15 protein-coding genes are annotated in these 14163 nt (G+C 63.3%); 9 read left to right on the top strand and 6 right to left on the bottom strand.

What is annotated here, in order from left to right; genetic code table 11:
• Genes ACWHXP_RS18400 through mpl form a run of 3 tightly spaced genes read right to left on the bottom strand, consistent with a single transcriptional unit; the run spans position 1 to position 2584 of the window.
• Positions 1 to 615, bottom strand: coding sequence for a chorismate--pyruvate lyase family protein (locus ACWHXP_RS18400; protein WP_489624481.1), 615 nt, complete (start codon positions 613 to 615; stop codon positions 1 to 3).
• A complete protein-coding gene (locus tag ACWHXP_RS18405) occupies positions 615 to 1205 on the bottom strand; it encodes a YqiA/YcfP family alpha/beta fold hydrolase (RefSeq protein WP_034329938.1) in 591 nt (196 codons plus the stop codon). The genes ACWHXP_RS18400 and ACWHXP_RS18405 overlap by 1 nt, the downstream gene beginning before the upstream one ends.
• Complete coding sequence (gene mpl, locus ACWHXP_RS18410; RefSeq protein WP_489635341.1) at positions 1202 to 2584, bottom strand: UDP-N-acetylmuramate:L-alanyl-gamma-D-glutamyl-meso-diaminopimelate ligase; 1383 nt, start codon at positions 2582 to 2584, stop codon at positions 1202 to 1204. The genes ACWHXP_RS18405 and mpl overlap by 4 nt, the downstream gene beginning before the upstream one ends.
• A 66-nt stretch (positions 2585 to 2650) precedes the next feature.
• Here mpl and ACWHXP_RS18415 point away from each other — a divergent pair, with 66 nt between their 5' ends.
• From ACWHXP_RS18415 to ACWHXP_RS18455, 9 genes are all read left to right on the top strand, one after another.
• Positions 2651 to 3292, top strand: coding sequence for a hypothetical protein (locus ACWHXP_RS18415; RefSeq protein WP_489635340.1), 642 nt, complete (start codon positions 2651 to 2653; stop codon positions 3290 to 3292).
• 3 nt (positions 3293 to 3295) lie between these two features.
• Complete coding sequence (locus ACWHXP_RS18420; RefSeq protein ID WP_489635339.1) at positions 3296 to 3817, top strand: TlpA family protein disulfide reductase; 522 nt, start codon at positions 3296 to 3298, stop codon at positions 3815 to 3817.
• 131 nt (positions 3818 to 3948) lie between these two features.
• Positions 3949 to 4386, top strand: coding sequence for a type II 3-dehydroquinate dehydratase (gene aroQ, locus ACWHXP_RS18425; RefSeq protein WP_088756245.1), 438 nt, complete (start codon positions 3949 to 3951; stop codon positions 4384 to 4386).
• A gap of 123 nt (positions 4387 to 4509) precedes the next feature.
• Complete coding sequence (gene accB, locus ACWHXP_RS18430) at positions 4510 to 4983, top strand: acetyl-CoA carboxylase biotin carboxyl carrier protein (RefSeq protein ID WP_121042608.1); 474 nt, start codon at positions 4510 to 4512, stop codon at positions 4981 to 4983.
• A gap of 117 nt (positions 4984 to 5100) precedes the next feature.
• Complete coding sequence (accC, locus tag ACWHXP_RS18435) at positions 5101 to 6480, top strand: acetyl-CoA carboxylase biotin carboxylase subunit (protein WP_134221202.1); 1380 nt, start codon at positions 5101 to 5103, stop codon at positions 6478 to 6480.
• A gap of 53 nt (positions 6481 to 6533) precedes the next feature.
• The gene (gene prmA / locus ACWHXP_RS18440; RefSeq protein ID WP_489635338.1) at positions 6534 to 7448 is read left to right on the top strand and encodes a 50S ribosomal protein L11 methyltransferase; all 915 of its coding nucleotides are present in this window, start codon (positions 6534 to 6536) and stop codon (positions 7446 to 7448) included.
• A gap of 3 nt (positions 7449 to 7451) precedes the next feature.
• Positions 7452 to 8741 (top strand): DUF3426 domain-containing protein, encoded by a 1290-nt coding sequence (locus ACWHXP_RS18445; protein WP_489635337.1) that lies wholly within the window; start codon positions 7452 to 7454, stop codon positions 8739 to 8741.
• Between the two features lie 136 nt (positions 8742 to 8877).
• The gene (locus ACWHXP_RS18450; protein WP_489635336.1) at positions 8878 to 9813 is read left to right on the top strand and encodes a carbohydrate kinase family protein; all 936 of its coding nucleotides are present in this window, start codon (positions 8878 to 8880) and stop codon (positions 9811 to 9813) included.
• 73 nt (positions 9814 to 9886) lie between these two features.
• Complete coding sequence (locus tag ACWHXP_RS18455) at positions 9887 to 10480, top strand: peroxiredoxin (RefSeq protein WP_084320258.1); 594 nt, start codon at positions 9887 to 9889, stop codon at positions 10478 to 10480.
• A 79-nt stretch (positions 10481 to 10559) separates the two neighbouring features.
• Here ACWHXP_RS18455 and ACWHXP_RS18460 read toward each other — a convergent pair whose 3' ends face one another.
• The 3 genes from ACWHXP_RS18460 to ACWHXP_RS18470 all read right to left on the bottom strand — a co-directional run bounded on the left by ACWHXP_RS18460 (position 10560) and on the right by ACWHXP_RS18470 (position 13983).
• The gene (locus ACWHXP_RS18460) at positions 10560 to 11099 is read right to left on the bottom strand and encodes a YggT family protein (RefSeq protein ID WP_039790523.1); all 540 of its coding nucleotides are present in this window, start codon (positions 11097 to 11099) and stop codon (positions 10560 to 10562) included.
• Between the two features lie 317 nt (positions 11100 to 11416).
• Entirely contained in the window at positions 11417 to 12313 is an 897-nt protein-coding gene (locus ACWHXP_RS18465; protein WP_489624475.1) for a histone H1-like repetitive region-containing protein, read from the bottom strand.
• A gap of 503 nt (positions 12314 to 12816) precedes the next feature.
• Entirely contained in the window at positions 12817 to 13983 is a 1167-nt protein-coding gene (locus tag ACWHXP_RS18470) for a ribonucleotide-diphosphate reductase subunit beta (protein WP_121042594.1), read from the bottom strand.
• Positions 13984 to 14163 lie beyond the last annotated feature (180 nt).

Consider the following 14163-nt stretch of genomic DNA (forward strand, 5'->3'; position numbering starts at 1 on the left):
CTATCGCTTTTCAATCGGTACGTGGGCCGGCAGCGGACGCATCAGCGCCTCCAGTGCCGGCAGGAAAACATCGGTGACCATCAGCACGCCGCCGCGCCGGGTAAACAGGGAGCGGCGCGCCAGCAAACTGGTCGGCAATTCGGACTCGGGCAAGGCCTGCGCGATGCGGCGCATCAGCGGGTGGCCGGCGGGCAGCCGAGCATACTGGATGGGGCTGCGCCCGACCAGCGGATCAAAGAACAAGTTGGCCCCCAGGGGCGTGCTGCCAAGCTTGCTGAAAAAGGGCCAGTCGGACTTGACCGAGCTGGTCGACAGCACCGTATGGCCAAACACCACCGGCTGCCCGTCGCCCAGCAGGATGACATCGCGCTCCACCACCCGGCTACGGGGCGATATGCACAAGGCTTCATGCTCATCGGCCAGGATGCGGCCCGGACGCTGGCGCAGCAGGCGCACGCTGAAGCTTTCAGTCCGTTTCTTCAATTTCAGGGTCATGGAACCGGGGTCGGCCAGCCAGGCGCGGGTACGCCGCATCAGGTCGCCATCGGCCGCCAGCAGCGTCGCCAATGCCTGCGGATGCGCCATCCAGCGCGCCTTGCGGACAGGATGGGGCATCAGCGCACCGCCTTGCCGGGCAGGTCCACGCCGCAGAAGGCCAGCACCTCGTCCAGATGGTCGGCAAACTCGGCCATGCCATGGTCGCTGCCCTCGATGACGGTCTGGCGCGCGCCGGGGTAATGGGCCACCATCTCGCGCCAGTCCAGCACTTCGTCACCGGTGGCCGCGAGCAGGAAATAGCGTTCGGGGCGCGTGATCGCCGGCACCGACAGGGCCAGCAGCTCGGCGATGTACTCGCGCTTGAATTCAAAGGGTTCGTCGGAGTGGTATTGCGTGGTCACGCCGACATAGGATTCCAAGTCACGCGGCGGCTTGACCGCCGGGTTGACCAGCACCGCCCGGCAGCCGGTGTGCTCGGCCAGCCAGGTGGCGTAGTAACCGCCCAGCGACGAGCCGACCACGGTCAGCTCGGCCGGGTCCACCCCTGCCACCAGCGCACCCGCCAGGGCGATGGCCCCGGCCGGCGAGGCCGGCAGTTGCGGGCAGACGTACTGGTCCTGCAGGCCGAGCGCGGCCATGCGCTGTCCCATCACGCGCGCCTTGAAGGACTGCGGCGAGGAACGAAAGCCGTGCAGGTACAGGATCATGCCAGCGCGTCCAGCAGCTTCTGGTGTACGCCGCCGAAGCCGCCATTGCTCATCACCAGCACATGGTCGCCGGGCTGCGCGGCGGCCTTGACGGCTTGCACCAGTGCATCGAGGTCGTGGAAGGCAGCGGCCTTCTGGCCCAGCGGGGCCAGCGCCTCGGCCAGGTCCCAGCCCAGAGCATCACGCCCGGACTGGGCGCCGAAACCGAAGACCAGATCCGCTTCGGTGAGGCTGCCCGGCAGGGCTTCTTTCATCGTGCCCAGCTTCATGGTGTTGGAACGCGGCTCCAGCACGGCCAGGATGCGCGCGGCACCGACCTTCTTGCGCAGGCCGGCCACGGTGGTGGCGATGGCGGTCGGATGATGGGCGAAATCGTCATAGACGGCCACGCCATTGGCGCTGCCGCGCAGCTCCATGCGCCGCTTCACGCTCTGGAACGCGCCCAATGCCTCGATGGCCTGGGCCGCCGGCACGCCCACGTGACGGGCGGCGGCAATCGCAGCCAGGGCGTTCATGCGGTTATGTTCACCGGTCAGCGACCAGTCCACCGTACCTTGAGACTGGCCTGCGAAGAAGACCTCGAAACGGCCATCCTCATGGGTCTGCAGCGACCAGCCGGGCTGGCCGGCGGCTACGCCAAAATCTTCACGTTCGCTCCAGCAGCCGCGCGCCAGCACGCGCTGCAATGCGGCTTCGCGGCCATTGGCGATGACCCGGCCGATCCCGGGCACGGTGCGCACCAGATGGTGGAATTGCGTCTCGATGGCCCCCAGATCGGGGAAGATGTCGGCGTGATCGTACTCAAGATTGTTCAGCACGGCGGTACGGCTGCGGTAGTGCACGAACTTGCTGCGCTTGTCGAAGAAGGCGGTGTCGTACTCGTCGGCCTCGATGACGAAGAAGGGCGAAGGTCCCCCCTGGCCATCACTGCCCAGGCGCGCCGAGATGCCGAAGTTCATCGGCACCCCGCCGATCAGGAAGCCCGGCTGGTAGCCCGCGTGTTCCAGCACCCAGGCCAGCATGGCCGAGGTGGTGGTCTTGCCATGCGTGCCGGCCACCGACAGGACCCACTTGTCCTGCAGGATGTTCTCGCCCATCCATTGCGGGCCGGAGACATAGGGCAGGCCGCGGTTGAGGATCTCCTCCATCAGCGGGTTGCCGCGCGAGACCACGTTGCCGATGACGAACAGGTCCGGCTTGATCTCCACCTGCGACGGCTCGAAACCCTGGGTCAGGGTGATGCCCTGGGCTTCCAGCTGGGTGCTCATGGGGGGATAGACGTTGGCGTCGCAGCCGGTCACGGTATGGCCAGCCTCTTTGGCCAGCACGGCCAGGCCGCCCATGAAGGTGCCGCAGATGCCGAGGATGTGTATATGCATAGCGAATCTTGGGGTGTAATCCCGCGATTTTACCTGAGCCGGCGGCTGCACCTGCTAACGAGTATGATGTCGCCCATGTCTGAATTTGAATTCACCTCCCCCACAGAGCAGCTGCGTGCAGAAATCGCCGCCGCCGCCGCGCGCATGATCGCCGAAGATGGTGCCGACTACGGCAGCGCCAAACGCAAGGCGGCCAAACAGATCCTGGGCAACCAGAAGATGCGCGGCGAGATCATGCCGGATAACGAGCAGATCGAAGAAGAAGTCCGCATCTACAACGAACTCTTCTTTGCCGATACCCAGCCGGCGCGCCTGTTGCACCTGCGCCAGGTGGCCCTGCAGCTGATGCAGGACCTGCAGCAGTTCAATCCTTACATTACCGGCGCGGTGTGGAATGGCACGGCAGGTGAACATTCGGACATCCACCTGCAGCTGTTCTCCCCCAGCGCCAAGGATGTCGAGATTTTCCTTCTGAACAAGAATGTGAACTTCGAGGTCGGCGAAACCAGCCACTTCCGCACCGGCCAGGCGGTGGAAACCCTGAGCTTCCTGCTGCCCCAGCGCGGTGCCGACCCCGAACTGGCCCATCTGGCCCTGTATGACGAAGACGACTTGCGCGGCAGCCTGCGTGCCGCCCCTGGCAAACGCCCCGAGCGCGGCGATGCGGCCGCGCTGGCGGCGCTCATCGATGCCCCCTCCGAGGACTGATTCATGACGAAACTGAAAAATGTGATCTTGTTGGCCGTGGTTGCGGTCGTTTGCGTGGGCGTTGGCATCTATGCCAGCCATCGCGCCAACCCGCCCGCCTCGCCCGAGACCCAGGCGCTCGACAAGCTGCTGTCGCAATCGATGCCGGATGCCAGCGGCCAGACCCAATCGCTGGCGCAATACAAGGGCAAACCCCTGGTCGTGAACTTCTGGGCCACCTGGTGCGGCCCCTGCGTGGAAGAAATGCCCGAGCTGACGGCCTTGCAGCAGGAGATCGCGCCGGTGCAAATCCTCGGAATTGGCGTCGATAGTCAGGAAAATATCGCCAAGTTTGCGCAAAAGTACCAAATCCGCTATCCTCTCTTCGTTGCCGGAACCGGCGCCACCGATTTGCTGCGGCAATTCGGCAATCAGGCGGGCGGTCTTCCGTTCACCGCTCTGGTGGGCAAGGACGGCAACGTCAAGAAGGTCTACCTGGGCCGCATCAAGTTCGATGAACTGCGCGCCGACCTGTCACAGCTCTGATTCGCAGAGTCACTCGCAGGGCCACCTCGGCGGCCCGCAAACGCAAATCCGTGAAAAGAAAGTTTTTCTTGCCAAATGATGGCATTTGACGGCAAAATGCGCGCATCGTCGTCAAACGGAGCTTAATCTCCATGGCAAAACAGCTTCTCCTGCTCAATGGTCCGAACCTCAATCTGCTCGGAACCCGGGAGCCGGAAGTCTACGGATCCACCACGCTGGCCGATATCGAACAGCGTGCACAAGAACAGGCCCGCGCCGCCGGCGCGACCCTGGCCACCTTCCAGAGCAACCACGAAGGTGCGCTGATCGACCGCATCCACCAAGCGCGCCTGGAGGGGGTCGATGGCATCATCATCAATCCGGGTGGATTGACCCATACCAGCGTGGCCCTGCGCGATGCGCTGGCCGGGGTGGCGATTCCCTTCGTGGAATTGCATATCTCCAATGTGCACCAGCGCGAGGAGTTCCGGCATTTTTCCTATCTGTCCGGCATCGCCCGGGCAGTCCTGTGCGGCTTCGGGGTCGATGGCTATCGTATGGCCGTTGATTTCTGGCTGCGTCAATCCTGAGGGCGGACACGCCGCTTCGAACGGATCGCTTCACGTACTGCAAGACCCAGACTGAACCCGCCGGGCGCCACAGAGCGCCGGCGTTTCGTTTAACACTACTCATCTACATTCCGAGGGATTCAAATGGATTTACGAAAACTCAAGACGCTGATCGACCTGGTTGCTGAATCGGCCATCGAAGAGCTGGAAGTCACCGAAGGCGAAAGCAAGGTCCGCATCGTCAAGTCGTCCCCGAATGCCCAGAACCAGGTCGTGATGGTGCCGCAACAGCAAGCCTACGCCCCCGCCGCCGCCCCCGTGGCCGCGGCCGCCCCGGCTGCAGCTGCTCCCGCTGCCGCACCGGCGGCGCCGGCCGTGCCGGAAGGCTACATCGTCAAGTCGCCCATGGTCGGTACCTTCTACCGTTCCTCGGCACCGGGCGCACCGGCCTTCGTCGAAGTGGGCAAGGAAGTCAAGGAAGGCGATACCCTGTGCATCATCGAAGCCATGAAGCTGCTCAACGAAATCGACGCCGACAAGGGTGGCGTGGTCAAGCAGATCCTGGTGGAAAACGGCCAGGCCGTCGAGTTCGGCCAACCGCTGTTCGTGCTGGGCTGATTCCCGCCGCAGCAGTCCCTGGCCTGGCAGCAACGGCCGCCGCGCGGCACATGCCGGCTGCTGCGGCCCGGCTCCGGAACCTATAACGCTTGAACCTGGCGACGCCTCATTCCTGTTATGTTTGAAAAAATCCTCATCGCCAACCGTGGCGAAATTGCCCTGCGTATCCAGCGCGCCTGCCGCGAACTGGGTATCAAGACCGTGGTCGTGCACTCCGAGGCCGACCGCGAGGCCAAGTACGTGAAGCTGGCCGATGAGTCGGTCTGCATCGGCCCGGCCCCGTCGGCCCTGTCCTACCTGAACATGCCGGCCATCATCAGCGCCGCTGAAGTGACGGACGCCCAAGCGATCCACCCCGGCTACGGCTTCCTCTCGGAAAACGCCGATTTCGCCGAGCGCGTGGAACAGTCCGGCTTCGTCTTCATCGGCCCGCGCGCGGAAAACATCCGCATGATGGGCGACAAGGTCTCGGCCAAGCAGGCCATGATCCGTGCCGGCGTGCCCTGCGTGCCGGGTTCGGAAGGCGCGTTGCCGGACAACCCCAAGGAAATCGTCCAGATCGCCCGCAAGATCGGCTATCCGGTCATCATCAAGGCCGCCGGCGGCGGTGGTGGCCGTGGCATGCGCGTGGTGCATACCGAAGCCGCGCTGATCAATGCCGTGACCATGACCAAGACCGAAGCCGGTGCCGCCTTCGGCAATCCGGAAGTCTATATGGAGAAGTATCTGGAAAATCCGCGCCACGTGGAAATCCAGATCCTGGCCGACGAGCACAAGCAAGCCGTCTGGCTGGGCGAGCGCGACTGCTCCATGCAGCGCCGCCACCAGAAGGTGATCGAGGAAGCGCCAGCACCGGGCATCCCGCGCAAGATCATCGAGAAGATCGGCGAACGCTGCGCCGAAGCCTGCCGCAAGATGAACTATCGTGGCGCCGGTACCTTCGAGTTCCTGTACGAAAATGAAGAGTTCTACTTCATCGAGATGAACACCCGCGTGCAGGTGGAACACCCGGTGACCGAAATGATTACCGGTGTGGACATCGTGCAGGAACAGATCCGCATCGCCGCCGGCGAAAAGCTGCGTTACCGCCAGCGCGACATCGAACTGAAGGGTCACGCCATCGAGTGCCGCATCAACGCCGAGGATCCGTTCAAGTTCATCCCCTCGCCGGGCCGTATCACGGCGTGGCACGTGCCGGGTGGTCCTGGCATCCGCGTCGATTCGCATGCCTACTCGGGTTATTTCGTGCCGCCCAACTATGATTCCATGGTCGGCAAGGTGATTGCCTACGGTGCGACCCGGGAACAGGCCATCCGCCGCATGCAGATCGCGCTGTCGGAGATGGTGGTGGAAGGCATTTCGACCAATATCCCGCTGCACCGCGAGCTGATGGTGGATGCGCGTTTCTTCGAAGGCGGAACCAATATCCATTATCTGGAACATAAGTTGTCGGAACGTCCGACGGCGCCGGAAGCGGACAAGTCCCTCAAGAAGTAAATCGCAGTTCAGCAGCAACAACAGTAATAACAGTAACGACAGCAAAGGCAGGCATGGCTTGGGTAGAAATCGTCATCGAAGTGGCGCGCGAACAGGCGGAGGCATTGTCCGACGCCCTGATGGACTCTGGCGCCCTCTCGGTGTCGGTGGAAGATGCCGATGAAGGGACGGACGCCGAGCGTCCGCTCTTCGGCGAACCCGGCATGGAGCCGGAAGAAGCCGCCTGGGACCGCAGCCGTGTGGTGGCGCTGGCCGGCAAGGATGCCGACCACGCCACCATCGTGATGGATGCGGCCAAGGCCATCGGCCTGGACTATGCCCTGCCCTTTGCCACGCGCACTGTGGAAGAGCAGGACTGGGTGCGCCTGACGCAATCCCAGTTCGAGCCCATCCACATCGGCCAGAGTATCTGGGTGGTACCCAGCTGGCACGAGGCACCGTCCGATCCGGACGCCCTGGTGCTGGAACTGGACCCGGGCCTGGCCTTCGGCACCGGCAGCCATCCGACCACCCGGCTGTGCATGGAGTGGCTGGAAGCCAATGCCACCCAGGCCCAAACCCTGCTGGACTACGGCTGCGGCTCGGGCATCCTGGCCCTGGTGGCCGCCAAGATCGGCGTGCCGCAGGTGATCGGGGTGGACATCGATCCGCAGGCGCTGGAGTCAGCCAAGCACAATACCGAACGCAACCACTGCAGCGCGACTTATTACCTGCCGGAACCCTTCGCCGCAGCCCACCCGGAAGGTGAGCGCTTCGACGTGGTGGTGGCCAACATCCTGGCCGGCCCCCTGCAGCTGATGGCCCCCATGCTGGCCGGCCGCGTGCGCGCCGGCGGTGCGCTGGTGCTCTCGGGCGTGCTGGATCGCCAGGCGCAAGAAGTCATCAACGCCTACGCGCCCTGGATCGCCCTGACCGTCTGGGCCGAACATGAAGGCTGGGTGGCCCTGGCAGGCCGCCTGCCGGAGTAATCCATGGCGTTGGCGACCCAGTGTCCGCACTGCCTGACCATCTTCAGGGTCGCCAGCGACCAGCTCAAACTGCGCGGCGGACTGGTCCGCTGCGGCAATTGCCGCCAGGTCTTCAACGGTAACGAATACCTGGTCGAGGCCAGCGTGGCCGACGGCCACTACCAACCGGCACCAGGCAGCAAAGCCCAGGCCGGGATGGCGACACCGGTGTTTGCGCCGGCAGCTTCGTCCTCCTCCGTCCCGACGCCCCCCGCTAACAGCCCCTATGAACGAACTGGCGCGCCGCTGACCGCGCAACAGCCTCCCTTCGTTCCCCCTGCTCAAACGCCCGTCCCCGAGGTGAACGTTCCTGCGCCGCAGCCAATGTCGGCAGCCGCGCCCGTCCAGGCTGCTGCGCCGGCTCCCTTGCCTGCCGCCATCCCGGTCATTGCCGAGCCCAAGGTGTTCCGCTCGCCAACCAGTCCGGGCTACCTCCCGGATCTTGGTGCGAGCTTCAAACCCGCTGTGCCTGTGGACAAGACAAGTCCCGAGGATCAAGCCAGCAGCCCGATGCCGCCGCAAGAGGATGGCCCCGACAGCGGAGCGCTGCTGCGCCGCTCCTCGGCCGAGTCCGACGAGATTGCCGCGCCGCCCGAGGTGGCCGCCGTCTTCCGTATCGACGATGAGCCGGTGTTGCATGATGTGGCCGATGCCAAGGACGGCGTCCCCGGCGATGGCGAAAAATCCGACGCACAAGAAGCGGAAGCGGAAGACGGCGAGCCCGCCGACGAACCCGGCTTCGTCAAGCGTGCCGAGCGCCGCGCGCGCATCAGCCAGGCCATGAAGATGGTGATGATGGTGCTGGCCGGCGTGATGGTGCCGGTACTGCTGCTGCAATCGCTCTATTACTGGCGCAATCCGCTGGCGGCTTCCGTGCCGCAGCTGCGTCCCATGCTCAACGGCATGTGCGTGGCTTTCCATTGCACCGTGGGCCTGCCCACCGAGATCGAGCGCCTCTCGCTGGAATCCAACGAACTGCAGGTGGTGCCACCCAACCAGAACGTCTATGCGCTCTCGCTGGTGATGCGCAATCGCGGCACCAGCGCCCAGGCCTGGCCGCATATTGAACTTACGCTCAACAATGACGACGAGAAGGCGGTGGTGCGGCGCGTCTTCCGCCCGCGCGACTACCTGGCCGACCCGGCGCAGGTCGACCGTGGCATCGGGCCCGAGAGCGAGCAGCAGATCAAGCTCAACTTCGAGCTCAAGGATGCGCTGGTCTCGGGTTATCGCATCTATCTCTTCTATCCCTGACCCGGACTCATCCCGGCTGATCGTCACCGATCATCACTGCCCGGCCTGAACTCGAAACGACTTGCGTCAGGTTCGGACTGCACGCCGCTTTTCTTCTACAATGCGGCATCATTCACTCACTTGTCCCGACCACGCCATGAGCTCCCTGATCTGCGGTTCCCTCGCTTACGACAACATCATGCAATACGAGGGCCGTTTCGCTGAAGCCCTGCTGGCTGACCAGTTGCACAAGGTCAACGTCTCCTTCCTGGTGCCCACCATGCGCCGCGAGTTCGGCGGCTGTGCCGGCAACATCGCCTACAACCTCAAGCTGCTGGGTGGCGAACCGATCGTGATGGCCACCGTCGGCCTGGACAGCGCACCCTACATGGAGCGTTTTGCCGCCCTGGACATCTCGACCCGATGCGTGCGCCAGTTCGAATCCTCCTTCACTGCGCAGTGCTTCATCACCACCGACGCCGACAGCAACCAGATCACCGCCTTCCACCCGGGTGCCATGACCTGGTCGCACGAGAACAAGGTCGCTGACGCCGGTGCGGTCAAGTTCGCCATCGTCGCGCCCGATGGCCGTGACGGCATGCTGCAGCACGCGCAGCAGGCGGCTGAACTGAAGATCCCGCTGATCTTCGATCCGGGTCAGGGCATGCCGATGTTCGATGGCAATGACCTCAAGAACTTCATCGACCTGGCGACCTATGTCGCGGTCAATGACTACGAAGCCGAACTGCTGACGGCGCGCACCGGGCTGTCGCTGGCGCAGATCGCTGAACGCGTCACGGCCCTGGTGGTCACACGCGGCGAACTGGGTGCCGACATCTTCGTGGACGGCAAGCACCACGCCATCCCCTGCGTGAAGGCCGACAAGATCGCCGATCCGACCGGCTGCGGCGATGCCTTCCGCGCCGGCATGCTGTTCGGCCTGACCGAAGGCTATGACTGGGAAACCACCGGCCGCCTGGCCAGCCTGATGGGTTCCATCAAGATCGCTTCGCAAGGTCCGCAGAACCATGCACCGTCCAAGGCGGAGATCGAAGAGCGCTTCCACAAGGCCTTCGGCTATCGCTTCGGCTGATGGGCTTCCCTGCCGGTCACGCGCAGCGGCTCACGCGCGATGCCGGCTCCCCGCATCATCAAGGAGATTCGCCATGCTGAACCCTTCCTCGTTTTCCCTCACGGCCGATGCGGCCGCGCGCCTGCGCCGCTGGTGTGGTGCCTCGCTCCTGCTGGGGGCGGTGCTGTGTTCGCAGGGCGCACTGGCCGCTCTCAAGCCGGGCGACAAGGCCCCCGAGTTCTCCGCACCGAGTTCGCTGGGCGGACAGGTGTCGACCTTCTCGCTGTCGGAAGCGCTGAAGAAAGGTCCGGTGGTGCTGTACTTCTATCCGGCCGCCTTCACCTCCGGCTGCACCATCGAAGCGCACCTGTTTGCGGAAGCCGTGGATCGCTACAAGGCGCTGGGGGCCACCGTCATCGGTGTGTCGGGCGACAACATCGAGACCCTCAACAAGTTCTCGGTCAGCGAATGCCGCAGCAAGTTCGCGGTGGCGGCCGATGTCGACAAGAAGATCATGAAGGCCTATGACGCGCAGTTCATGAAGGTCACCGGCTATGCCAGCCGTACCTCCTACGTCATCACGCCGGACCATGCGATCCTCTACGAGTACACCGACATGAATCCGGAAAAGCATGTGGAGAACACCATGCAGGCGCTGGAGCAGTGGTCGGCAAAGCAGAAGCGCTGATCGCGTTGTTGCCGCGTGCAGATGAAAAAAGAGCCGGATGTCCGGCTCTTTTCACGTGGAGACAAACCCGGCGGTCTGGTCAGAATCCGCCGAAGAGCAGGCCACTGACCACGCGCACCGCGATCTGCAGCAGGATCAGCAGGACCAGCGGCGACAGGTCAACACCGCCCAGGGGCGGGATGATCTTGCGCAGCGGACGCAGCAGCGGATCGTTCAGGGCCCGCACGAAGGGGGCCAGCGGTGCGTGCGGATTGACCCAGCTGAAGACGGCCTCGATGATCAGCGTGGCCATGAAGCCGTAGCAGATCCATTCAAAGAAGCGCTCCAGTGCCACCAGGAAGATGAGCTTGAAGTCGAAACCGCTCTGAAAGCCCAGGATGGCGATGATGGACAGCAGCACGATGAGGAAGGCCCCCAGCAGGCTGGCCCAGTCATGGCGGCCGCCCGGCATCACCCGGCGCAGCGGCAGCACCAGCCAGTCCGAGAGCTGGTAGACGAATTGACCCACCGATTGCGGCGGACGTACGCGCACTACCTGCATCCAGAAGCGCAGCAGCAGGACACCGGCCAGAATGCTGGCGACGGCGTTGACGATCATCGTGAAAATACTATGCAGCACAGGGATCTCCATCAGTGAGAGGCAGGGCACATACTAGTGGGCAAGCGGTCGCTGCGCAATCGCTGACTGCTGCGTGCTGCCCGCGGCGAGGTGGTCGCGCAGGCAAGCGTTAGCGCCGCGTGCGAGCATACCTGAGCTTTCATATATTGTGCCATTGTGCCGGAATGCCAGAGCAGAGATGCAGTCCTTCATCATCGCCGGGAGCGGCGGCACGGGGGAGGCAAGGCCCTTCCGGCAGGCATAAAAAAACCGCTGCATGGCGCAATGCCATACAGCGGCCTTCAGTCTGAGGGGATCAGACTAGACGCACGCCGATCTTACGGACGGCCAGCGCCGGTCGGGAACGGCCATGCAGCGGCCGGGTTCAGCACGGTCTTGGCGGCCGGTGCTGCTGCGGCGGCTGCCGGCTTGGCGGCTGCCTTCTTCGGAGCGGCGGCCTTCTTGGCGGCTGCCTTCGGTGCTGCAGCTGCCTTGGGCGCTGCGGCCTTCGGAGCGGCGACCTTCTTGGCGGCGGCCTTGGGAGCAGCTGCCTTCGGCGCTGCAACCTTCTTGGCGGCTGCGGCCTTGGGAGCGGCTGCCTTCGGAGCTGCTGCCTTCTTGGCGGCTGCCTTCGGAGCTGCAACCTTCTTGGCTGCTGCCTTCGGCGCTGCAACCTTCTTCGCTGCGGCTGCCTTCGGAGCTGCTGCCTTCTTGGCGGCTGCCTTCGGCGCTGCAACCTTCTTGGCTGCTGCCTTCGGAGCTGCAACCTTCTTCGCTGCGGCGGCCTTCGGAGCTGCGGTCTTCTTGGCTGCTGCCTTCGGAGCTGCAACCTTCTTGGCTGCTGCCTTCGGTGCTGCAACCTTCTTTGCTGCGGCGGCCTTCGGAGCTGCGGTCTTCTTGGCTGCTGCCTTCGGAGCTGCAACCTTCTTCGCTGCGGCGGCCTTCGGAGCTGCGGTCTTCTTGGCTGCTGCCTTCGGGGCTGCAACCTTCTTCGCTGCGGCTGCCTTCGGAGCTGCGGTCTTCTTTGCTGCTGCCTTCGGGGCTGCAACCTTCTTCGCTGCTGCCTTCGGAGCGGCTGCCTTCTTGGCAGCTGCCGGCTTGGCGGCGGCCTTGGCCACGGTCTTCTTGGCGGCTGCGGCCTTGGGCGCGGCTACCTTCTTGGTGGTTTCCTTGGCGGCTGCCGCCTTCTTTGCCGCCGGCTTCTTCGCCGCGGTCTTCTTTGCTGCTGTTGCCATTTTGTTTCTCCTTCTTCACGTGAATGGAAAAAATCAAGCTTGATATAAGCAACCCGCACGCGACATCGCGATGACGCGGGCGAGCTATTCATCGGCACAAGCCGCCTGTGGCTTGCGCTAATGAATTCGGCACCAGCTGAACTGCTGCATCCCCTCACCTATGCAGCGCTTCAGCTATCTTGGCGACGCCCCTCCGGTAGTGCCCGCGCAATGGCGCAGGAAGATGCGACTACGGGAGCAGGCGCGACACCAAAAAAAACGCCAGCGTGTTCAAACGCTAGCGTCGGAATCGCGTTCCTGAAAAACCTTGGTGTTTTTCAAAGGAAAAGCCGCCTGACCCGACAAGATGGGGTTAAGCGGCGATAACAGAGAAGATTGATTCGGTCTCTGACTGTTCATTAATTTGGCGTAGGCCTTTTCCGTTTCAGCAGCCGGGCATCTTGCAAGCTACCCGGCTCCTGTTGTGCATCATGTCTCGATGAAGAGAACTTCAAGACTGCACATCATTCCCAACTCAGTGCGCCCCCGGTTTGGTATTCGATGACACGGGTCTCAAAGAAGTTGCGCTCCTTCTTCAAGTCGATCATCTCGCTCATCCACGGGAACGGATTTTCTTCTTGTGCGAACAGCGGGTCCAATCCGATTTGCTGTGCGCGGCGGTTTGCGATGAATCGCAGGTAGCCCTTGAACATGGTAGCGTTCAACCCGAGCACGCCTCGCGGCATTGTATCCTCTGCGTAACGATATTCCAACTCCACCGCGCGTAAAAACAACGATTTGATTTCGTCGCGGAACTCCGGAGTCCACAGGTGCGGGTTCTCCATCTTCACGGTGTTGATCAGGTCGATGCCGAAGTTGCAGTGCATCGATTCGTCACGCAGGATGTACTGGTACTGCTCGGCCGCGCCCATCATCTTGTTCTGGCGACCCAGTGCCAGGATCTGCGTGAAGCCCACGTAGAAGAACAGCCCTTCCATGATGCACGCGAAGACGATCAGCGACTTCAGCAGCTTCTGGTCATTCTCCATCGTGCCGGTCTTGAACTCGGGATCGGTCAGCGTATCGATGAAGGGAATCAGGAACTCGTCCTTGTCGCGGATCGATGCGACCTCGTGATACGCATTGAAGATCTCGGCTTCATCCAGGCCCAGCGATTCGACGATGTACTGGTAGGCGTGGGTGTGGATCGCTTCTTCAAAAGCCTGGCGCAGCAGGTACTGGCGGCACTCCGGTGCGGTGATGTGGCGATAGGTGCCCAGCACGATGTTGTTGGCGGCCAGCGAGTCGGCGGTGACGAAGAAGCCCAGGTTGCGCTTGACCAGACGGCGCTCGTCTTCGGTCAGGCCGTTCGGGTTCTTCCACAGCTCGATGTCACGCTGCATGTTGATCTCTTGCGGCATCCAGTGGTTGGCGCAGCCGGCCAGGTACTTGTCCCAGGCCCACTTGTACTTGAAGGGCACCAGCTGGTTGACGTCGGTGTGGCCGTTGATGATGCGCTTGTCGGCAGCATTGACACGGCGGGTGGTGTCGACCTGCTCGCTGTTGCCGGCCATCAGTGCCGGGTTCAGCGCAGCATTGGACTGGCCGAAGGCCGGTTGCAGTTGCGGCTGCAGGTTGGGGGTGCGCGGCGCCTGGGCCGGTTGCTTGACTTCATCATCCCAAGAAAGCATCTGTGGTTCCTCTTTACTTTATCGGTAGCTGCCGGCGAGGTCGCATGACCATGGCGCGGCGGGTGTCTATCAGGTGACAACGGCGCATCCGGTGAAGTTCACCGCGATGCGCCGGCTAGGGTGGGCAGGACTTGGGACAGTGTTGCTGCCGTCATCTCGGATGACCTTGGATCATCCTCA

The sequence above is a fragment of the Herbaspirillum sp. Her2 genome (assembly GCF_057961375.1).